Annotated in this window: 17 protein-coding genes; 7 read left to right on the plus strand and 10 right to left on the minus strand. The window is 63.5% G+C overall.

All coding sequences use genetic code 11. The features are described from left to right. Positions 1–107 precede the first annotated feature (107 nt). The 3 genes from I41_RS17005 (at position 108) to I41_RS17015 (ending at position 3094) form a co-directional block, all read left to right on the plus strand. Positions 108–1469 carry a prepilin peptidase gene (locus I41_RS17005; protein ID WP_168206963.1) on the plus strand — a complete coding sequence of 454 codons (1362 nt, stop codon included), beginning with the start codon at positions 108–110 and terminating at the stop codon, positions 1467–1469. A gap of 142 nt (positions 1470–1611) precedes the next feature. Next, positions 1612–2088: a hypothetical protein gene (locus tag I41_RS17010; protein WP_145434106.1), complete on the plus strand. Its 477-nt coding sequence runs from the start codon at positions 1612–1614 to the stop codon at positions 2086–2088. Positions 2089–2272: 184 nt separating this feature from the next. After that, complete coding sequence (locus tag I41_RS17015) at positions 2273–3094, plus strand: OmpA/MotB family protein (protein ID WP_168206964.1); 822 nt, start codon at positions 2273–2275, stop codon at positions 3092–3094. Between the two features lie 21 nt (positions 3095–3115). On the opposite strand, the gene cobA is transcribed toward I41_RS17015, so the two are convergent. After that, complete coding sequence (gene cobA / locus I41_RS17020) at positions 3116–4621, minus strand: uroporphyrinogen-III C-methyltransferase (RefSeq protein ID WP_145434108.1); 1506 nt, start codon at positions 4619–4621, stop codon at positions 3116–3118. A gap of 158 nt (positions 4622–4779) precedes the next feature. Here cobA and I41_RS17025 point away from each other — a divergent pair, with 158 nt between their 5' ends. Together I41_RS17025 and rpsT are read left to right on the plus strand one after the other, a co-directional pair. Next, entirely contained in the window at positions 4780–6258 is a 1479-nt protein-coding gene (locus I41_RS17025) for a tetratricopeptide repeat protein (RefSeq protein ID WP_145434109.1), read from the plus strand. 94 nt (positions 6259–6352) lie between these two features. Continuing rightward, complete coding sequence (rpsT, locus tag I41_RS17030) at positions 6353–6625, plus strand: 30S ribosomal protein S20 (RefSeq protein ID WP_145434110.1); 273 nt, start codon at positions 6353–6355, stop codon at positions 6623–6625. Between the two features lie 169 nt (positions 6626–6794). On the opposite strand, the gene I41_RS17035 is transcribed toward rpsT, so the two are convergent. The 4 genes from I41_RS17035 to I41_RS17050 form a co-directional block, all read right to left on the minus strand. Next, the gene (locus I41_RS17035; RefSeq protein WP_315852429.1) at positions 6795–7700 is read right to left on the minus strand and encodes a dihydroorotate dehydrogenase electron transfer subunit; all 906 of its coding nucleotides are present in this window, start codon (positions 7698–7700) and stop codon (positions 6795–6797) included. Continuing rightward, positions 7697–9019 carry a pseudouridine synthase gene (locus tag I41_RS17040; protein WP_145434111.1) on the minus strand — a complete coding sequence of 441 codons (1323 nt, stop codon included), beginning with the start codon at positions 9017–9019 and terminating at the stop codon, positions 7697–7699. Before I41_RS17040 ends, I41_RS17035 begins: the two co-directional genes overlap by 4 nt. A gap of 94 nt (positions 9020–9113) precedes the next feature. After that, a complete protein-coding gene (locus I41_RS17045) occupies positions 9114–9572 on the minus strand; it encodes a hypothetical protein (RefSeq protein WP_145434112.1) in 459 nt (152 codons plus the stop codon). A 93-nt stretch (positions 9573–9665) separates the two neighbouring features. Continuing rightward, positions 9666–10661, minus strand: coding sequence for a type I phosphomannose isomerase catalytic subunit (locus I41_RS17050; RefSeq protein WP_145434113.1), 996 nt, complete (start codon positions 10659–10661; stop codon positions 9666–9668). Positions 10662–10888: 227 nt separating this feature from the next. On the opposite strand from I41_RS17050, the gene tatC reads away from it, so the two are divergent. Beyond that, complete coding sequence (gene tatC / locus I41_RS17055) at positions 10889–12046, plus strand: twin-arginine translocase subunit TatC (RefSeq protein WP_145434114.1); 1158 nt, start codon at positions 10889–10891, stop codon at positions 12044–12046. A gap of 46 nt (positions 12047–12092) precedes the next feature. Here the strand turns inward: tatC and I41_RS17060 are convergent, their stop codons facing one another. From I41_RS17060 to I41_RS17080, 5 genes are all read right to left on the minus strand, one after another. Next, positions 12093–13841, minus strand: a complete 1749-nt coding sequence (locus I41_RS17060; protein WP_210420979.1) for an FAD-dependent oxidoreductase — start codon at positions 13839–13841, stop codon at positions 12093–12095. 2 nt (positions 13842–13843) lie between these two features. After that, on the minus strand, positions 13844–15703 hold the full coding sequence (locus tag I41_RS17065) for a sodium:solute symporter family transporter (RefSeq protein WP_145434115.1): 1860 nt from the start codon (positions 15701–15703) through the stop codon (positions 13844–13846). Positions 15704–15769: 66 nt separating this feature from the next. Beyond that, on the minus strand, positions 15770–16846 hold the full coding sequence (locus tag I41_RS17070; RefSeq protein ID WP_145434116.1) for a Gfo/Idh/MocA family protein: 1077 nt from the start codon (positions 16844–16846) through the stop codon (positions 15770–15772). A 44-nt stretch (positions 16847–16890) separates the two neighbouring features. After that, complete coding sequence (locus I41_RS17075; protein ID WP_145434117.1) at positions 16891–17832, minus strand: Gfo/Idh/MocA family oxidoreductase; 942 nt, start codon at positions 17830–17832, stop codon at positions 16891–16893. A gap of 19 nt (positions 17833–17851) precedes the next feature. Further along, positions 17852–18949, minus strand: coding sequence for an anhydro-N-acetylmuramic acid kinase (locus I41_RS17080; protein ID WP_168206965.1), 1098 nt, complete (start codon positions 18947–18949; stop codon positions 17852–17854). A 173-nt stretch (positions 18950–19122) separates the two neighbouring features. On the opposite strand from I41_RS17080, the gene I41_RS17085 reads away from it, so the two are divergent. Continuing rightward, entirely contained in the window at positions 19123–20295 is a 1173-nt protein-coding gene (locus tag I41_RS17085; protein ID WP_145434119.1) for an AraC family transcriptional regulator, read from the plus strand. The last annotated feature ends 428 nt before the right edge of the window (positions 20296–20723 follow it).

Genomic DNA, 20723 nt, shown 5'->3' on the forward strand with positions numbered 1-20723 from the left:
AGAAGTCCTTTGAGGGTTGCTTCGCATTTCTTTGTGCTCAATGGTCCTCTGCGTTGAAGTCTTTCATCTGAACATTCATTCGCACTGTCCACGCCAGCGACCGCATGATGCTCGCCCCGCCGCTTTGGATCGGACTCCTGCTTGCCGGATTCGCCGGGCTGATCGCCGGCGGCTACGTCAATTGGGCGACGTACACTTTGGCGTGGAACTGCCGACCGATTTCGCCGTGGGCCGCACAGCATGAACATGCTCCGGCGCGGCGGCTCGCCGACCGCTTGCCGCTGTGGGGATGGCTCGGTCTGCGCCGGGAGGCTGATATTCACGGCGCAGGCTTTTGGCGCCGACCGTTCGCGGTGGAAGTGTTCATGGCGCTCGCATGGGCGGCGCTCTATTGGTGGGAAGTTGATCAACAGGGTCTAGTGCACCACCAGTTCGAGGCGTTGGCAGGGAGAGCGTTGCCACGCGGCGCACTGGCGGCTCCGGCATGGACGACCCTCGCGACGTTCCTGTCGCACGCCCTCTTGCTGACGCTGATGGCCGCCGCGAGCCTGATCGACTTTGACGAAAAGACGATCCCCGACGGCGTGACCACGCCGGGGACGCTGCTCGCGCTGGCGCTCGCGGCCGCGCTGCCGATGTCGCTGCTGCCGCACGTCGCTGAACGGATGGCGCCGCCGGTCGCCGGGGTCGTCGTGCCGCTGCCGGCCGACGCCGCAGCACAGATGAAGGGGGCGGCCCTCTACGTTGAACCGCTCTCCCTGGTCGCGCCGAATGCTTGGCCCCAGTCGCTGGCCGGCGCTCCGCACGGCGCCAGTCTCACCATCGGCCTGGCGTGCTTCGCTCTCTGGTGGGTCGCGTTGACGCCGCGGATCATGCGCTGGCGCCGCGGGATGTTCTTCGGCCTGCGTGTGCTCGCCGCCCGCTCGCTGCGCGAACTGCTTCGGCCCCGTTCGGCGTTGATCGGACTCGTCGGTTTCGTCGCCATCACGGCCGTCTGGTATCGCGGCGGCGAATCGTGGCTCGGCCTGCTCACGGCGCTGGTCGGCATGGTCGGCGGCGGGGCGATGGTCTGGGCCGTTCGCATCGTCGGCTCGGCGGCCCTGCGCAAAGAGGCGATGGGCTTCGGCGACGTCACGCTGATGATGATGATCGGGGCGTTCCTCGGTTGGCAGCCGACGATCTTTATTTTCTTCATGGCGCCGTTTGCGGGACTGCTGATTGGCGTCACGCAGATGATCTTGCGGCGCGACGACGTGATTCCCTACGGCCCGTTCCTCTGTCTCGCCGCCGCCGCGGTGACCGTCGGGTGGGGGTGGTTCTGGAATCAAGATCCGCACGGCTTTCAGGCGATCTTCGAGCTCGGCTGGCTGTTGCCGGCCGTGTTGGCGCTCGGCGTCGTGATGCTGGGCGCGATGCTGGTGATCTGGCGGAATATCAAGGAGGCGATCTGGGGCGTGGAGGAAGATTGAGGAGGAGTTTGGCTGCGTGAGCGAGTAGGTGAGTAGGTGAGTAAGTGAGTTGTAAGTAGCCGGAGGCACACCTGCCTTTGGGTTCTCCGGGCCGCACGGCGGGCCGGCTAGCGGGAAACTTCGTCAGGGACTTTCAAACAACATGCCGCAGTGGTTCGCGAAGATCACCGACTTCGACGCACCTGTTGCTCGTGCAGCGCTGGGGCGGGGACGCTACGGCGTTATCGAAACGGCCGGGGGTCGAGTGGTCGCGATCCATTTGCGTCCTTGGCCCAAACTCCTATCTTGGCCCGAGATCTGGCCGACCCGCGGTCGCTACCATGCCCGCGGCGATGCCGACCGCTGCTTGCTCTACTACAACCAGCCGCGCGGCCACGCCAATTTCTTAGCGCTGAAGTATATCGTTTCCACGGCCGGGACCTCGTACGCCACGTTTCGCGCGGCGCTGACCGAGCTTGATCGCATCGCCCAGTTGAAGCGTTCCGACGCGCTGCTCTGCGACGCGGCGAACACGCGGCTCAGCGATCGGCTCCTCGCACGTTTCGGTTGGGAGCCGCACGCGCCGGCACGCTGGCGCCGCAACTTCATCAAACGCTTCTACGGCGTTTATCCGGCGTAAGGGGTCGGGGGCCTTTTGCCACTGGAAAGGTTGATCTGCATGGATCGCGTCCGGTGGCAAAAGGCCCCCGACCCCGTCTGTCACGCTAGCACTCGTGCGAACCGCCCTTGCTCCCGACGCCCACCGCTGCTACCGTTCGCCCGCTACCAGGGCCACCCCTTCACGCCGCCATTTCGCTCGCGCCGTGCCTCGCATCTTCCTCACCATCGCGACCCTCGCCTTACTTGCCGGCTGCGGCAAGATGTCGCTTGCGCCGAATCAGCAGCAAGCGCAACTGGCGATGCAGCAGCAGGTGACGACCCTCGCCCAGCAGAATACCGAGTACCAAACGCGCGCCGCGGCGCTCGACAAAGACAACCAAGAGCTTGAATCGCTCCTCGCGCAGACGAGGCAGCAGGTCCAGCTGCTCACGGACGAAGTCGGCGCCACGCGCAATCAACTGCAGACGACGACCAATCAACTGCTGGCGATGCAGACCGATAACACTCAGCTCAAACAAATGAGCACGCAGTTGGTCGCCACGTCGAAGCAACGGGCCGGCGCAGAGATTCGAGCGAACAACACGCTGCTGAAAAATCTGTCGCTCAAGCAGCTTCCGGGCGTCGAGGTTCGCCAAGACGGCGACGTTGTCCGCGTCGAAATCCCGGCCGATCGCCTCTTCATGCCGGGGAGCAATTATTTCCAGAACGGCGGCGAGCAACTGCTCGACACGGTGGCCGCCGACCTGCGGCAAAACTTCCCCGAGAACCTTATCGGGATTGAGGGACACACCGACGACGGGGCGACCCATTCGCAGCAGTTCCCCACGAACCATCATCTCTCGGCCGCCCAGGCCTTGGCCGTCTACAATTCGCTTGCCCAGAAGCGGACGATGGCGCCGAACCAACTGTTCGTCATCGGCCACGGCGGCAACCATCCGGTCGTGTCGAACGCCAGCGACGCGGGCAAGGCGCGCAATCGGCGCATCGAGTTCGTGGTTTACCCGGAACGCCTTGCCGCACGGTAGCCGCGGCTTATCGAGCTGCGGCTATCGACGACTGTCGGCCAGAATGGCGTCCACGACGCCGGCAGTGGTGTAGGGCTCCGCGAGCGTCGCCACGGTGCATCCGGCGGCTTCGAGCACGCCACCCGTCAGCGGGCTGATCGCCGCCAGGCGGGTGCGGGACAGGTCGGCGCCGAACATGGCGACCAGCGACTTGGCAATGGCGGAGCTGGTGACGGTCACCCAATCGATGGCGCCCGCACGCAGAGCGGCTGCAATTTCTGGGTCGGGTGCGGCGACATCGCGACTTTCGTAAACCACCGCCTGCTCGACGTCGGCGCCGGCGGCTGCGAGCAGTTCAGCGAGCACTTCGCGGCCGCGGCTCGCACGGAGCAACAACACTCGCCGCCCGCCGGACAAGGGCGCCAGCGACTCGGCAAGCGACTCGGCGCGGTACTCCACCGGCAGCAAGTCAGCGCGCAAGTGGAATTCCGCCAGCGCGTCGGCCGTGCCCGGACCGATGGCGGCAATCTTGCTTCGTCCCAACGCCCGCAGATCGAGATGGTGATGCCGCAGCCGTTCCAGGAAATAACGAACGCCGTTGGCGCTGGAGAAGACCAACCAGTCAAACGTGGGCAATTCTTGAATGGCGCGATCGGCGGCCGTCCAATCGCGTGGAGGTCCAATTTCAATCGCCGGCTGCACGAGCACCGCGGCGCCCAGATCGGAGAGCGCTGCGACGAGCCCTTCCGACTGCTCGATGGGCCGCGTCACGAGGATCGTTTTCGCCGCGAGCGGGCGCATGGCAAACCAATCGGTCGCGGCGCGCTCAGCGACCGCTTCGCCCACGATCACGACCGCTGGCGGGCGCACTTTCCCCGGGGCCAACACGGTGGCCAGTTCTCCCAGCGTCGTTACCAGCGTTTGCTGTTGCGGCCAACTAGCGCGGCGGACGATCCCCACCGGCGTGTCACGCGGCTTGCCGTGGGCGATCAGTTCGGCTGACCAGCGGGGGGCCGACGTCACCCCCATGTAGAATACGAGCGTCCCCGGAAACTGGGCCAGCCCCGCCATGTCGAGCGGCCGCTCGTGATCGAGACATTGTTGACCGGTAACGAACGCAACGCAGGACGATGCGTCGCGGTGAGTGAGCGGGATGCCGGCGTAGGCGCTCGCCGCCTGGGCAGAAGTAATGCCTGGGACGACTTCGTACGGAATGTTCGCGGCGTCGAGGGCGGCCAACTCCTCGGTGGTACGGCCGAAGATGGCTGGGTCGCCCCCTTTGAGTCGTGCCACGGTCTTGCCGGCGCGTGCGGCGGCGATCATCCGCTGGTGAATCTCGTCCTGGGTGACCAGCCGACCCTGCCCATGCCGCCCAAGGCACTGGAGATCGGCGTTGGGGCGCGCGAATTGCAAGATTCTCGAATTCACCAGGTAGTCGTAAATCACGACATCGGCCTGACCGAGACGCTGCCGCCCGCGCAAAGTCAGTAGCCCCGGATCTCCCGGGCCTGCGCCAATCAAATAGACGGTGCCTGCAATCTGTGACATTTATAGCGTTGGTGCGACGTACGGCTGGCGGGGGCGGATCGAAAGTTGCTGCCCGTCGACCTGCTGTTAGAATAACAACCTGAGGCCCGGCCCGCCCGCTTCGCGGTCCGGAGATTCGTTTCGCTTCTCAGTGCACGCCCGGAACCGGCACGGCTCACATGGCGACGGAATCGCAAACTGCTCCGGTTCCCGCCCCGCGCGGACCCGCTCCCCTCGCGCCCAGCGTACGTCATCGCCTCACCAAGACGTTCGAGCACGCCCAGCGCTGCGTCGAAAAAGGCGACCACGACTACGCCACCGAGCTATTCACGCAATGCGTGGCGGAGGATCCGGGAAATGTCGTCTTCCTGCAGGCCTTCCTGACCAATCTCCACAAGAAATACAAAGACAATAAAAAGGGCGCCAGCTTCGCGGGACTCAAGATCAAGTCGCAGCGCTCCGCGATGTCCAAGGCGGTACAGCAAGGGCAGTGGCTGCAGGCCTTCACCGCTGGCTGCGGCGCGCTTGCCCTGAACCCGTGGGATATCCAGTCGCTGCTGGCGATGGCCGCCGCCTGCAATGAGTTGCAAGTCGATGAGGCGCAGCTGAGCTACCTGCGGCGTGCGCTCGACGTCGACGGCAAGGATCCCGTCGTTAATCGGCAGGCCGCACTCGCGCTGCAGCGAATGGGACAGTTCGACCAGGCGATCGCCTGTTGGCATCGCGTGGAGCAGGCGAGACCCCACGACGAAGAAGCGCAGCAAGCGATTTCGCACCTTTCGGTCGAGAAAACGATCCACCAAGGAGGGTACGATCCTGCCTTGCTAGGCGGTAGGCCGGCGGGAAATGCGATGAGCGGCTCCGCGGCAACGCCCAGGTCCGTGGCGCGGCTTTCCAAGAGCGCTGCGGACGACGCGGAAGACGCCAAGCAGATGGCGCTCACTCCGGAAGATCGCTACAAGGAAGCCATCGCGAAGGACCCCGCGTCGCTGGAACCATACTTTCGTCTGGCCGACTTGTACCTTCACGACCAACGGCTGGACGACGCTCAGCAGGTGCTGGAGCGGGCGAGCCAAGCGTCGGGGGGCGGCGACCTGCACGTTCGGGAACGGCTCGAAGACCTGCAAGTTCGCCGTGCCGCGGGCCAAGTCGCCTCGGCCCAGCAGCTGTTTGATGCGCAAAAGACCGCTGAAGCCAAACAGCTGCTAGATCGCGCACGCAGCCAGGCCAATCAGGTCGAGCTGGAAGTCTTCGCGGCGCGGGTCGATCGCGATCCGCACAACCCACGCCTCCAGTTCGAATTCGGCCAGCGGCTCAAGCGGGCCGGCAAGACCAAGCAGGCGATCACGGCCCTCCAGGCGGCCCGCACCGAGCCGAAACGCAAAGCGTTGGTACTGCTCGAATTAGGCGAATGCTTCCAGAAAATCGAGCAGTACAAGCTCGCTCTGGCTCACTACGAGCAGTCGATTGAGGCGACTGAGGCCAGCGACGAGGAAGTGCGCAAGTTGGGCCTCTATCGGGCCGGGGTCCTGGCGACGGGGCTCCGCGAGCTGGATCGGGCGGAACGCCACCTCGCCGAGTTGGCCGGGATGGATTATGGTTACCGGGACGTCTCCGAACGGCTGGACAAGATCGCCTCGTTACGCGATAGTGGTTGATTCGCCAGTCGGCTTCCGGGCCGGTCATGCGTGAGTGCGGCGTACGAGGCGCCGCCGGCCGATCCGAGTTCTCAGACCCCGTCGCAAAAATAAGATGCCCAGTTCACCCAGTGCCAAGAAGCGTCTCCGTCAGAGCATCGATCGTCGCGCCCGCAATCGCGTGGTGCGCTCGACCCTCCGGACCCAAATTAAGAAAGTTCGCACCGCCATCGCCGCCGGCGACGTCGCGACTAGCGAAACCGAGTTCCGCACCGCCGTCGTGAAGCTCGATAAGGCAGCGGCCAAGAACATTCTGCACGCCAACTCGGCCGCTCGGCTGAAGTCGCGCCTCTCGAAGGCGATTAAGGGAATCAAGGCGAACGTCTAGTTCGTCTCCTGATTGGTTGGCAGCGAGTCATTCGAAAGACCCTGGTCGCTTGGCCGGGGTCTTTCTGCGCGCTTGCGGCGCGGGTGAGTAAGTATTTTTATGTCGGTAGGTAAAGCGGCGGAGGGCTCTCCGTGTTGAGTGGTGGCGCGTCCCCTACTCACCTACTCCGTCACCACTCAATCTGTTTCGCCGCGAATACGGGACCTTCAACGCAAGTACGCTTGTAGTCCCACTCGCCGTCAGGCTGTCGGACTTTGACGACGCAGCTGAAACAGATGCCGATGCCGCAGGCCATGGGCGTCTCGAGGGAGACCTCGCACGCCACGCCACGCTGAATCGCTAGGTGGGCGACCGCCTCCATCATTCGTTCGGGTCCGCAGCAAGCGATCCGAACTGACGTTCCCGGATCGGTCGCCGCTTCGTCCAGCAGCTCGCCAAGCGTCTCGGTCACGAGCCCCTTGCGGCCCACGCTGCCGTCGTCGCTGCTGACGCGGACGTCGATGCCAGCGGCGCGGAAGTCATCGACGCCCGCGAGCAAATCAACGTTTCGCACGCCGTAGCAAAGCGTCGCCCGCTGGGCTCGCAGTGGTCGCCGGACCGCCTCGCCGTAGTCGCGGCCGCCGAGCGCTTCTCGCCCCAGGGCAAGAAACGGCGTCTGCCCAATGCCGCCGGCGACCATGATCAGGTGATCGACCGGCTCGGTCGAAAATCCGTTGCCAAGCGGGCCCCAGGTTTCGATGACGTCGCCGGCCTTCACTTGAGCCAGCCGCGACGTCATGCGTCCGACGACCAGATAGACGACGTCGACGCCGCGCGGCCTCCCGTCGGCGTCGAGCCATGTGTCATACAGGGCCAACGGCCGCCCCAGCAAGGGATCGCTGCCGCCGGTGAGCCGGAGCATCAGGAACTGCCCAGGCGCCACTCGGCGCGCCAGTTCGGGCGCCTCAAGTCGAACACGGTACGTGCCGCTGGCGAGCCGCACGTTCTCGACGATGGTCGCTGAAGTCTGGAGCGCCTGATCGGCGTAGTAAGCAGCTCCCAGCGGATTGGCCTCCATGCTGCATTGGCTGCTCACCGCTTCCCTCCCGGCTTGGGCTTACCTCTGCCCCCCTGGCCCTTCTGGTGGCCGACTTTCTTCTTGAACGCTCCCGGGCGGCCCGGCTTCTTGCCGCCCAACGCCTTACCCGGCGGCTTGCCGCTGGGACCAGCTGGGCGAGCCGCGTGCGGGGCGCTCGGCCCGCCATCGCCGATCACGCTGCGCACCGGTTCAGTCCCTCCAATTGGCGACGGTTTCTTCGTGGCGCCCTTCCCCGCGCCGGGCCGCCCTCCGATTGGCTTGCGTCCGCTGGTCGGCTTTCGCGTCGCCGCCGCAGCGCGGCTGCCGCGCATTGGCGCCCGCTTTGGCCCGCCAGGCCCACGACCGGATTGGCGGCGCGGCGGCGCGTCATCGGCGTCCTGCTCCCGCGGCCCAGCCGCAGCCGCTTCACGGAGCTTCTTGACCTCCTCCGGCGTTAGCATACGCACCGCCCCGCGCGGCAGTTCCCCAAGCCGTATCGGGCCGACGGCGACGCGAATCAGCCGCTGTACTTTGTGCCCGAGTCGGGCCAGCAGCCGCCGCACTTCGCGGTTGCGACCTTCGTCGAGCACCATTTCGAGCAACGTCGCACCCTTCTTCGCAGACTTCACGCGGACGTCGACGGCATGGACGAACCCATCGGAGAGATGGACCCCTTTTTTCACCTGTGCGAGCACATCGGGCGCCGGCTGTCCCGCGACGGTCACTTCGTAGATCTTTTCCACGCCATGGCGCGGATGCGTCAGTTGGTCGGCCAGGGGCCCGTCGTTCGTGACGAGGATCAGCCCTTCGCTCGCCATGTCTAGCCGGCCGACGTTGAACATCCTCCCCACCCCCGGCGGCAGCAGATCGATCACCCGCGGCCGGCCGCTGGGGTCGCGAGCCGTCGACACGATGCCCGGCGGCTTGTGAACGGCAAAGTACTGCAACCGAATCCGCGGCAACGGTTCGCCGTCGACCTTGATCTCCTGCTTAGCGCGATCGACGCGGGCGCCGAGTTCGGTGATGACCTCACCGTCGACCTGAACGCGCCCCTCGGTGATGTACTCCTCGCATTCGCGCCGGCTTGCCAACCCTGCCGCCGCGAGCACCTTCTGCAGCCGATCGCCGCGCGGCTCGCCAGAGGAAACTGGTCGCGCGGCCGCCGCCGTTGGGCGCGGACGGCGTTGCGACGGCCCGCCTGCTGGTGGACGCTTGCCTCCTGCGGAACGCCCGCCGGCGGGCTTACCGCCGCCCGCTCTGCCGGGACGCTGGCCGCCGGAGTTTGACTTGCCTGAACGCGGCTTACCCGAGCCGCGCTTTCCGGGAGGGGGCGCCATGGGACCTAACTTCTGCTAGCTGCGAGGATGCAATGAAATTCTCCATCCCGCATGATAGCTGGGGCAGGCCTCCGGCCCCAGGGCCGCCATGGACCTAGTAACGAATCGAGGGCTGGCCGTAGGGAGCGCTCGGCGTTACCGGCATCGTCGGCGTCACGACGGGCGCCGGTGGCGTGTACGTGGGAACTGACGGAGCCGCCGGGACGAAGGTCGGCGCGGCGCTGGGCACAGTGGCAGCGGCAGGCGAGAGGTTTGGTGCGCTGACCGCCGCGGCCGCAGGCGTCGGGACCACGCCGCGGCGGGCCGCCTGAACAATGGTGAAATCCTGGGCGCGTTCAACTTCGTTGCGCGGAATTCCAAACTCCCGCGGGCGTCCGCCGTCGATGGGCGGGCCAAGATCCGGAAGCGGGTAAGGATCGAACGCTTCCGCATTGGCCCGCTGGTATCCAGCGGGGCCAGGATGGCGCAGCCTTGGATACCGAATCGTCGGCGAGCAGCCTGCAGCGATGCAGGCGGCGACGATTGCTGGCAGGCAGAAGGCGAGGCGAGACATCGTTCCATCCGTGGACGGCAATGCGGAGAGTGACGCGCGGGGATTGTAGGAGCTGGGGGGAATTCGGCAAAGATGAGCTGGCGTCCCACTGTGCTAGCGTGGCAGCGACACGTCGAGCAGCGTCAAATTTCCTTGGGATGCGATTTTTGCTCGACCCGCGGCCGCCGGCAGCAGCGCTGTCTGACCCGCCGAGAGGACTTCTTCGCGAGGTCCGCTAGTCGTTTGCGTCGTGATGGCCGCGCCCCCTTCCAGCACTGCCAGCAAGTGAAACGAACCATCGCCGCCGATCGTTGCAGAGCCGCCGTCGGCGAGTTTCAGTCGATCGAGGAGGAATTTGTCGCACGCCACGAGGCGCTCGATGCTGGAAGCGATGAATTGCGGATGCTGCGAAGCTACGGGCCCGCGCGCGTAGTCGATCGTCGCCAACGACTCCTCAACGTGGAGTGGTCGCGGCTTGCCGGCCGCGTCGACTCGGTCCCAGTCGTGCAGCCTGAACGTCGTATCGCTCGCTTGTTGGATCTCGGCAATCACCAGCCCCGCACCGAGGGCATGCACGGTTCCCGCGGGAATGAAGACGCAGTCGCCGACGCGGGCCGCGAAGGCGTGGAGGCAGCTCTCACAATGCCCGCTGGCGATGGCTGCGGCGAGCTGCTCGGCGGTGACGCCTGGTTTGAGACCCGCATAGATGTTGCTTCCCGGCTCCGCCGCGAGAACGACCCACGCCTCGGTCTTGCCCAAATCGGGCGGGTCGAGCTCGGCGCCCTGTTCATCGTTCGGATGGACCTGGACCGAAAGGGTGCGGTTGCAGTCGAGAAACTTGAACAGCAGCGGAAAGCTCGTCGCCGGCACGCCGTCGCCGAGGAGCTTCGCGGGTTGCTCCCGCACCAAGTCGCCGAGAGTTTTGCCCGACAGGGCGCCGTTCAGCACGACGCTCTGATCATCGCCATGATCGACAATTTCCCAACTCTCGGCATAGTCGTCGCCTGGGCCAATTGCTTTGCCGAGCATCGTTCCGAGGCGGCGACCGCCCCAGAGATAACGGCGGAAAATCGGCTGGAAACGGAGCAAGTAATCGCAGGCGGTCGTCATCGCGTCTCTCGGAAACCTATGTTTAGGCGGGACTTACCGATAATCGACCCGCGGTCCGTGCGTTGTCGCTGACTGGCGTCGTTTGTAACATGAAGTGACGCCGGTTGAGAGCCTCTGGCGGTTATTCCGCCGTTGCCTTTGCGTTACTCTGGGACCTGGTCGTTCCTTGCATCTTTTGAAATCCCTCCCCTGGCCCCTCCCTTTGAGGGAGGGGGACGAACGCTCCTATGCCGCCGCGACCTGAAGACGAATCTCGGCTGGAGCAATCGAAGATGTCCTTTGGGGAGCATCTCGAAGAGCTGCGCCGCGCTCTGTTCAAGTCGATCGCAGCGCTGTTCATCGGGTTTCTCGTCGGCATGGCGGTGGCGAACGATATTGTCGCCTACGTGCAAACTCCGGTGCGCGAGTCGCTCGAACGATTCTACATGCGGCAGACCGCCCGCCAGCAGGAGGAGCGCGTCGCCGAACTCAAGGCGCAGGGCCGCAACGCTCACGAGGACGAGCTGGTCACGTACGAGGATATGCAGCGCGAGGGGCTGGTCGTTACTGAGTACCTGATCGAGCCCCAGGAGTTTCGGCGGTTGCTGGAGGAGCAATATCCGCAGCTGAAAACACTTCTGGCAGAAAACGACAAAGGAGCCAACGACAAACGGGCCGGGGCGCCATTGACCGAATCGGTCGACGCTGCCGAAAAGGCCGACATGGTTAAGGCGGATGCGCCGAACAGACTCAACCGTTCCGACCTCATTGAACTGCGATTGTTCCAACCGATCGAGCAAGACTCGCGCTTGCGCGTCGTCGGCCACAGCATGATGGAGCCTTTTTCGGTTTGGCTGAAGGCGGCGTTCATCTCGGGGTTGGTATTTTCGAGCCCGTTCATTTTCTACTTCATCTGGGAATTCGTCGCGGCGGGTCTCTACAAGCACGAGCAAAGCTACATCTATACCTACATGCCGATCAGCATCGGCTTGTTCATTGGCGGGGCGCTCCTGGCGTTCTTCTTCGCGTTCGAGCCGCTCCTGGACTTCATGTTCTGGTACTACGAGCGGACCGAAACGCAGCCCGACTTGAACCTGAGTGAGTGGGTGAGCTTCGTGCTAATGATGCCGCTCGGGTTTGGAATCAGCTTCCAGCTGCCGCTGTTGATGCTGCTGTTGGAGCGGATCGGGATTTTCACTGTCGACAGCTACTGGTCGAAATGGCGTCTCGCCGTGGTGATCATCATGGTGATCGCGATGATCCTGACGCCGTCGCCCGATCCCTACAGCATGCTGCTGATGGGCGTGCCGCTAGTCGGGCTCTACTTCGGCGGCATTTGGCTCTGCAAGTTAGCGCCGGGGAGACGGCTGGAGTCTCCCGGAGACTTGCTGGCGCGGCGGACTTAGCGGCGCCGGCCCGCGCGTCGCTTCATGCCAAATCCCAGCGACAACGCTACTTCGCCGTGTAAGCATCCGCGGGAATCGTCCAGTCGATGGGCGTCTTTGCTTTGACAAGCTTCTGCACCTCGGCGACCGACTCGAGCGCTAGCCGCGCGGTTTTCCCCGTCTTCGCCATGTATGCCGCGGCAACGCCGGCAGCCGTTCCGGTCGACCATTCCGTCGGATGGAGCCGCGTGGCTGAATTGGCCATGAAGCTCTGCGCCATCGTCTTCCCAGCGACAAGCATGTTCTCGATGCGCTCGTTGGTTAGCGCCCGAAACGGAATGTAAAAGGGCAAGGTGTCGTGAAAGGCGTGGATGTACTTGGGGAACTCGCGCCCGACGATCGGATGAATGTCGGCCGGATAAGCGCCCAGGGCAATCCGGTCGTCAAACTTCGTTCCCGTGCGATCAGCGACGTCTCCAACCAAGTCGGCCATCGGCAGCACGTAGCCATCCAGCCCGATGGAGCGGCGCGTGTCGCGGATGTACGGCAGTTTCGCCAGTCCATGCCCCGTGCCCAGCACCGTGGAGTTCAACACGATCTGCTTCGGATCAATTCCGTCGGGGGCGTGCCGCTTGAACCATTCGTGCCAGCCCAAGGCGCGCTCTTCCGCTCCGGCCATCACCGCGAGGTCGACGCCTCCCTGCCAGTCGTCACAGGTGGCCGCAGCGTCCGCCTTCGACGGAAAGAGGTAACCGAACGGATAATCATTCCCGCCGTTGCCAACCTTGGCGGAGTACCCCCAATTCTGCAGGCAAAGATCTCCTGGCGCCGGCGGACCGTCGCCGCGTATGCGGCGATAGGTCCAGACTTGATCCCACGCGTCGGCGCGCCCCTCGTAGGTAGCAAAACCCATTCGCTCTAGCGGAACGTCATATTTCGGCTCGTCGGCCGGGTTCTCCAAGAATTCCTCGACGAAACAAAACACCGTCGCCTGTCCCGTGCGGTCGTCGCCCGCCAGCCCGCCGTCAGTGGCCTCGACGCCCTGCAGATAGGGAGCGTCGGCCAGCGCGAGCACCTCGCCCCACTCGGTGGCGTCGATAAACACCGGCGACCGCTTCGCTCCGTCGCGGGAGCCGAAATAGAGCACGCGCTTAGTGAAGCGATCGGATTCTTGCGGCGAGTACCAATCGGCTAGGTCCTTGGAAGGCAGACGATCGTAGCCGCCGTGACGCACGCCCGGTTTCGGCTTCCGCTGAATGGCGGTAAGCGACGCAATGCGATCGCCGTCGCCGTTTAACTCGACCCGCTTCACCACTGTCTCGCGGAAGATCGTGAGCTTATCGCTGAGCTGCTTCTCCAGCGGCTCGAGTTGGCGAACAAAGCTATCGGGGCAAAAGCAAAACCGACTCACCCAACAATCGGCCGGGTTTTCTAAGTATTGCATCAAGGCGTGAAAGCTCGGCGTAATGTTCGCCGGGTCGCGGGCGACACGCGCGACGCTATACGACTGCGTTCCGGGCGCTGTTGCCTTGATGGTGTGCCAAGCCTCGTCGACCGCCGGCACTCCGCTGCTGGTGAGTTGCCCGCCAACCCAATCGGTCGGCTCCAGCAGCGCGGTGCGGGCCCCGCTCTCCGCCGACGCGAGGGCGGCGGCAAATGCCGCGGTCGACCCGCCAGCGATGATGACGTCATAGTCGTTTAACGTCACCGCTGCCGACTGCTCCGCAGCGACGACAACTGCCGAATTCGCGCCAATTACTCCACTGGTCAAAGCCAGCATAAGATAGAGCGCAATCGTACTTAAAAATCGCGTCATCGTCACTCAGCCTCCAACCGATCCAGATGCCAGTCAAACAGATATCGAAACGCAATGCCTCCCCCGACGGCGACGCCAAGCAGCGCTGTCGCGAGAGTCCAATTGCCAATCACCAGCTGTGAAACGCCGAGCACGCCAGCGGCGATCCATGCGGCGCCAACCGCGGCAACGCCAAAGCCCCCCGCCAGCAGGAGCGGCGGCCCAACGGGCGGCAGGGGCGTCGAAGCCCCGGCACGCTGGTTCGTCTCCGCGGCGGAAATCATTTGCCGCACCGGCGTCCACCAACCTAGCGGCCGTGCGCGGAGGTAGAACGACGTGAGCGTTTCCTCCGACTCCGGCTTCGTCAACAAGGCGACGGCAACCCACGCCATGGTCGTCACCACGATGGCGATCAGCGCGTGGAGCATCGCCATACCGTCGGCAGCGGCCTCGCCGGCGGCGAGCCGGGTCGCCCACCAGTCTGATTTTGGCAGCAGCCAAGCGAGTGCGAAATACGCCACGGGGCCGCCGATCATCGCCGCCACCCACGATGCCAGATTTGCCCGCCACCACCACCACTGCGCCCAAAGATATGCGGCCGAAGCGGCGAACATGCCGCTGATGACGGTGGCAATTCGAAAGAGCGAGTCGGAAGCGAACATGACCCAAATGCCGGCGAGCAAGATCCCGAGAGTAATGCCGCGACCAACCCACAATACATGGGGATGACGAGGATCGAGGATCGCCGCCTGCGGAAAGAGCTGGCGGAGGACGTCGTTCACGACCGTCTGCGAGCCGTAGTTTAAATACCCGCTAATCGTCGACATTACGCTGGCGAGCCCGCCGGCGACGACGAGTCCCAGGACGCCGGCAGGCAGGTATTCGATCAACATCATCCCATAGACCTGTTCCCGCTCGCCGCGCGTCGCATGGTACAGATCGGGATGCTTGGCGACCATTCCCAGGACGGGAAGCGTAATAAGCAGCAGCATGATGAACATTGCCAGCTGACCCCAAATGGTCACCTTCGCCGCCTCCCGCGCCGTGCGACACGAAAAGATCCGTTGCCCGTCGAGGTCCACGCTCCCGCCGCGGCCGATCGTCGGGATGATCAGCCAGGCGATCACTACCCATGGGCCGAGAATCGCGTGGCCTGGTACAGGCAGGGTTGCGAGAATCTCGGCATGCTCGGCCGGGTGCGCTGCCTTGATGGCCGCGGCGAGATCGGTCGGCCCGCCGGCGTTGACCAAAACGGCGACGAGTAGGGCGGCGCTGGCGACCACAATGACGGCCGATTGGAAGACGTCGGTGACCAAGACGCCGGCAAATCCCGAGACCCACACATACCCGGCGACCAACGGCACGACGCACGCCAGCGTCGCCCATTTGCTTTCGATTCCCAGCACTGGCTGCATGATTTTGTGCGTTCCGAGCAATCCGGCCCCGATCCAGGGGACCATGCTCACCGCGACCGCGAACAGCGCCGTGTAGATACGGACGAGCTTCGCGCCGCGGCCGCCAAAGCGCAGGGCGTAGAACTCGGGACCCGTGCGAATATTGAGTTGCCGCCACCGCGCCGCGAAGAGCATCGCCACGATCATCCACGCCAGACCAAAGCGCGAAAGGTAGAACCAAGCGACTGGCAATCCAACCACGGCCGCCATACCGCAGTACAGTGGCGCCACATCGGCGTTGATTGCCGTCGCGGCATATGAGACGCCATTCATCCACGCGGGGACGCGTCTGCCGGCCAGGTAGTAGCTCTCTTCGTCCTCGCGTCCGGTACGCCACAGCCGATGCGCCCACAAACCAATGACGAGCGTCGCCGCCAGATAGACGGCAATAACGATCAAGTCGGCGGCGTGGGATCCAAGCCAGTTCATCAGGCGGCAGCGAGCGGTTGAAATAGAATCCGAATGATACGTCGAACAACGGCCCCAGCGCCGCGGCTAGACTTCTACGGCCGCAGATTGTGGCAAGCTATTGAGATAAATCTCGTCAACGATTCGCTGTACGACTTCGCCCTGGCAACCGTTAGCGCCGGTTACTTCACGCGTCTCGATGCTGCGCAAGAAATCGGCGAACTGATCCTTGAATGGCTCCGCCGCGGCTGCTTCAAATCGCTCGTCGACGAGCGATCCTTCTTGTTCTGAGGTCAAAATCACATGGTCGCCGAAGAGTTCGAACGTCATCCCTCCCGCGTCGCCGAAGAATCCCATCAAGGAAGTTGGAATGGACTTTTCCGGAAAATTTCCGGCCCAAGCAACGTCGAGTTCGAGCGTGGCGCCGTTCCGGAAGCGAACGAACGCATGGGCCGCATCTTCCACATCACACACGCCATCCCAGTCCGGCGGACCAGCCCACATGTTTTCATAGACATAGCCCCGCATGCGGCGGCCGAAGGTTGAATAGACTTGGCCGCTCACGTCGGCCACGTCGGGGTAGCCGAGCGTCGACAGCGCCAGGTCGATCAGATGCACGCCGACGTCAATCAAGGCTCCGCCGCCTGCGACGGACTTGGTCGTGAACCATTTGCCCAGGCCAGGTACGCCTCGCCGGATATGCAAATGCGCCTTGGCGTGATAGATGTGGCCGAGTCGTCCCGCGCTGACTATTTGCTTGGCCAGCCTGCCGACGGCGGTATACCGGTGGACGAACCCAATCTGGACGATGCGTCCGGTCCGAGTGGCGACGTCGTTAATTTCCTCGCATTGCGCCGCCGTCAGCGCCATTGGCTTTTCGAGCAGCACGTCCTTGCCCGCCTCGAGCGCGGCAACGGCGAGGGGGTGATGAAGTCGATTGGGGACGCCGATTACCACCGCGTCAACGGCTTGGTCGTTGAGGACCATCGACGGGTCGTTGCAGGGGGTTCCGCCGAACTGCGCCGACAGTTCGGCGGCACGCTCCGAGTTCAGATCCGCGATCCAGCGCAGCGTTGCTCCAGCCGCTTGCGCCGCCTCGGCGTGCTTCTGTCCAATGGCGCCGGCGCCGATAATTCCGATCTGTTTCACGTCACTGGGGCCCATATCATGAAGTGGCTGAAAGCGGATGACTGGTGATTGAATCGCGTCTAGCTGCGAACCCTTCGCGTTGCATTCTCCCGGGAGGAGTCGCTGACGGTTTCGTTACCCCAATGCGGGGCCGGAACGATGTTTGCCGCACCAGAAGACCGCAAACTAACGAAGTCGTGGCGGGCCTGGTCGCTCATCGCCACATCGAGGATTCGCGTCACGAGCAGCGTCTCGCGACGATCAACCAGCGGCCGGCCCGCATCGAAAAAATCGAGGATGCTCGCCGCGGCGTCGAGGAACAGCGTCGCGCCATCGACGACGATCTGATCGTGCCCCTGCTGCGTCGACACGATGGCGCTGAACGGAATCTCGACTTCGGGGTTGAAGTCAATGATCGCCGATCGATCGCCTGCGAACTGCACTAACCATTGCGGATGACGTTCCGGTCCGAATCGCAAGAGGCGCACAGCGTCGTGTCCCATGCAACTCACGGCCAGCTCAATCGGATGAATGCCGTATTCCGCGAACGAGGCGCCCGACGAGAAGATGCTCATACTTTGCACCGGCGACGGCAGTTCGCGCACAAAGGATTGCACCGCCGTGCTGCGGAGCGCCGACGTGGTCTGGATCGGGACGTCGTGCGCATCGGCCAGGGCGAAGATCTCGTTCGCCGTCGTTTCGTCGGGGGCGAACGTCTTGTCGACAAACGTCGGCTTACCGAGCGGCAGTACGGCTCGGCACATTTCCAGGTGCAATTCGGGATTCGACGGCGCGAGCACCACGACGAAGTCGACCGCCGCGTCCAACGCGTCGAGTTCTCGCCAATAGGGCAGGCTACGCTCATCAGCCCACGCGCTGCTGACCTCGTGTTCCAGCGACGTCGCCCCCGCGATCGTGTATCCACGACTCGCCAGGGGTCCGCGCAGCGCCTTCAAATAGACTTCCGCGTGGTAATTGTCGAGGCGATAGTCCACCAAGCCGATGTTCTTCTTCACAGCCATGTTGATTTCGTGCCGATTCCTACGATCGAAAGGTGAACGGAAGAGCCAACAGCCCCGCGCTGTCAGCGGTGCGGCAGCCAGTGGTCTCAGGAGTGGTAATTGGCAGGCGCTTTAAGTGTCGTACCGCAAGCCAAGCGATTGACTCAGCCGCCATCGTTATGGGGTTGAGTCCCCGTTCAGTGACGTTCCGCACCGCCGCAAAATGGGACTCCAGCATCCGGCGGATGACCGGTTGCTCGCTGCCGGGACCGGTAATCCACAGCAACTCGGGGATTTCCGGCAGCTGTCGAGTAGCGCGGGCTAACGCCTCGACGGTAATCGCACACAGGGTGGCGGCGCCATCCGCGACGCTTAGTCCGGAAACGTCAACATGATCGAACTCGTAACGGTCGGCGGCTTTAGGCAAAGAACGCGTGAAAAAGGGCGCATCGAGCGCCGTGCGGACGATCTCTTCGTCGACGCGGCCCTCAAGGGATACGCGCCCGTCCAGATCGTGCGGCAACTCGGCCATCTCCTGAACCCATTCGTTCAATAATCCGACCCCCGGGCCAGTATCGCCGGCGATAATCTCGTTGTCGCTGCTCAGCCACGTCACGCTCGCCACCGCCCCCAAGTGCAACATCAACGCCGGCCGGGGCTCATTCGACATGAGAGCCCAGTGAAACATCGCGGCAAGCGGCGCCCCTTCGCCTCCAATGGCCATATCGTGCCGACGAAAGTCACTCACGACGGGGAGTTTGATCGATTCAGCGAGCTGCCATGGGTTGCCCAATTGATAAGTCAGCCCTTCGCTGGGAATGTGCCGCAGCGTGTGGCCATGGAGCCCGACGACCTCGACTCCCTCGGTTTGGAGGGGAAACTCTGTCCGCAACTTGGCAAAGGCTTGAGCAACGTGGTCGGTCAACTGTTTTTCCAGCCGCAATATCTCGGTCGTCGGCAAGTCGTTCTGGGTTGCTTCGAGGACGCGCCAGCGCAGCCGACGGTCATAAGGCAGCGAAACTCCTCCCAGTGAGATAATCTCATCGCGCCCATCCGTATCGATAATCGCCGCGTCGACCCCATCGCCCGAGGATGCGGCCAGCAGCCCAATCGAGCGCGTTAGAGATTCCGAACTCAATGGAGGCGTCTTTTGGCTCATAGGAGGGGTGCCGAATCCGTAGTTTATCAGCGGCCGAAATGCGCCGCCTCAGCATCCGCGCACTTTTTTCCACTGGATGCGCACAGACATGTTAGGATGGAGAGATCGGATGCTTCTTCGGATTAGACCTTGTACCGCGCCGGAGCTGTGCGATGCCGCTTTCCACCAAGAACCGCGCATTGCAGATTGCTGTGCTAGTGGAAACTGACAACGGCTGGGGCCGCAGCGTCGTTGAGGGTGTCGCCGATTACGCGCAACGATTCGGCCCGTGGAATTTGCTGATCGACCCGCGGGACCATAGCCGCGGTTGGTCTCTCCCGGATCGCTGGCGCGGAGACGGGATCATTGCTAGGGTCAGTACGCCGCTTCATCTGGAGGAAATCGCTCGCTGCGGGCTGCCGGCTGTGAACGTCGACAACGTGTTCGAAAACCAGGAGGGAATGGGACAAGTTACCACGGACGAGCATTCTTGGGCCACGATGGCGTTGTCCCACTTTCGCGAGCGAGGCTTCACGCACTTCGCGTATTTTGCACCTCCAAGTCATGAATATTCCAAGAAAGGCGCCCAAGCCTTTTTTGCGGTCGTCACCGCAGACGGGCACGATTGTCACGTCTACCGCCCGGGCTACCGCGGCGGCCGACGCATTAGCCGCGACGAAGAACACAACCGCATTCATCGCTGGCTCAGTCATTTGCCGAAACCAGTGGCGATTCTCGCGGTGGATGCACGCCGCGGTCGGCAGCTGACGGAGATCTGCAGTCTGGAACGGATCCGCGTACCTGATGAAGTCGCGATTCTCGCCGGCGACACTGACGAATTCCTGTGCAATCTGAGTTCGCCGCCGCTCTCGAGCATCGCCGTGGCCAGCCAGCGAATTGGTCACGAAGCGGCGGCGATGCTCGACCGCATGATGCAAGGGCACACGGCGCCGATCAAGCCATTGTCGATCCCTCCGGTCAGAGTCGTCGGCAAGCAGTCGACGGACGTGCTCGCGATCGACGATCCAATGATTGTGCAGGCGCTGAGATTTATTCAAACGCACGCCTTTCGCGGCATTGCCGTTGAAGACGTCCTACGCGAAGTGCCGGTTTCACGCCGCTATTTGGAATTGCAGTTCAAGCGCCGCATTGGACGCCTGCCTGCCGAGGAGATTCGACGACTCCGGTTGGAGCGCGGACGCGAGCTTCTTACCCAGTCCGACCTATCCGTCGAGGCGATTTCCGCCGCCTGCGGGTATGCGGGAGCGACGCAGTTCGGCGTCGCGTTCTGCCGGCAGTTCGGGGCCACGCCCCTTGCATTCCGGCGGAAGTTGACGAGAAGCTGATCGACTGCCTTCGACATGCTGACTCGCAGAGAGGATCGCACCGATCTCCGCACCGTGGGACAACGACATGTTCGACTTCCGCAACTCCGCCTGCGTTGGGGATATCCCATAGACCGCGTGCGCAGTCTATTGAAAAGATTGCGCGGTTAGTGTTTGTGACGTTTCGACCCCACTATTAGGATGCAATGAGAGAAGGAACGTGCGCGACCCAATAAACGCTCGCAAGCCGCCTCGAAAAAGGCCGCGCCGCTGGCTGCGACGTCGATCGGTTTGGCCGGCTTCACGATCGACCGTGGTCTGATTTTCCGTTCGTCGGAATATCACGTAACGGAACCCTTGGTGCGTTGGAATGATTCGGCGGCCGCGCGCAAGGCAACGATTACCTTCAGCTTTTCACACCTCAATTGTCACCGCAGTTTACACCTAAG

Origin of the sequence: Lacipirellula limnantheis (assembly GCF_007746075.1) — a bacterium.
In the GTDB taxonomy this organism is placed as follows: Bacteria; Planctomycetota; Planctomycetia; order Pirellulales; family Lacipirellulaceae; genus Lacipirellula; species Lacipirellula limnantheis.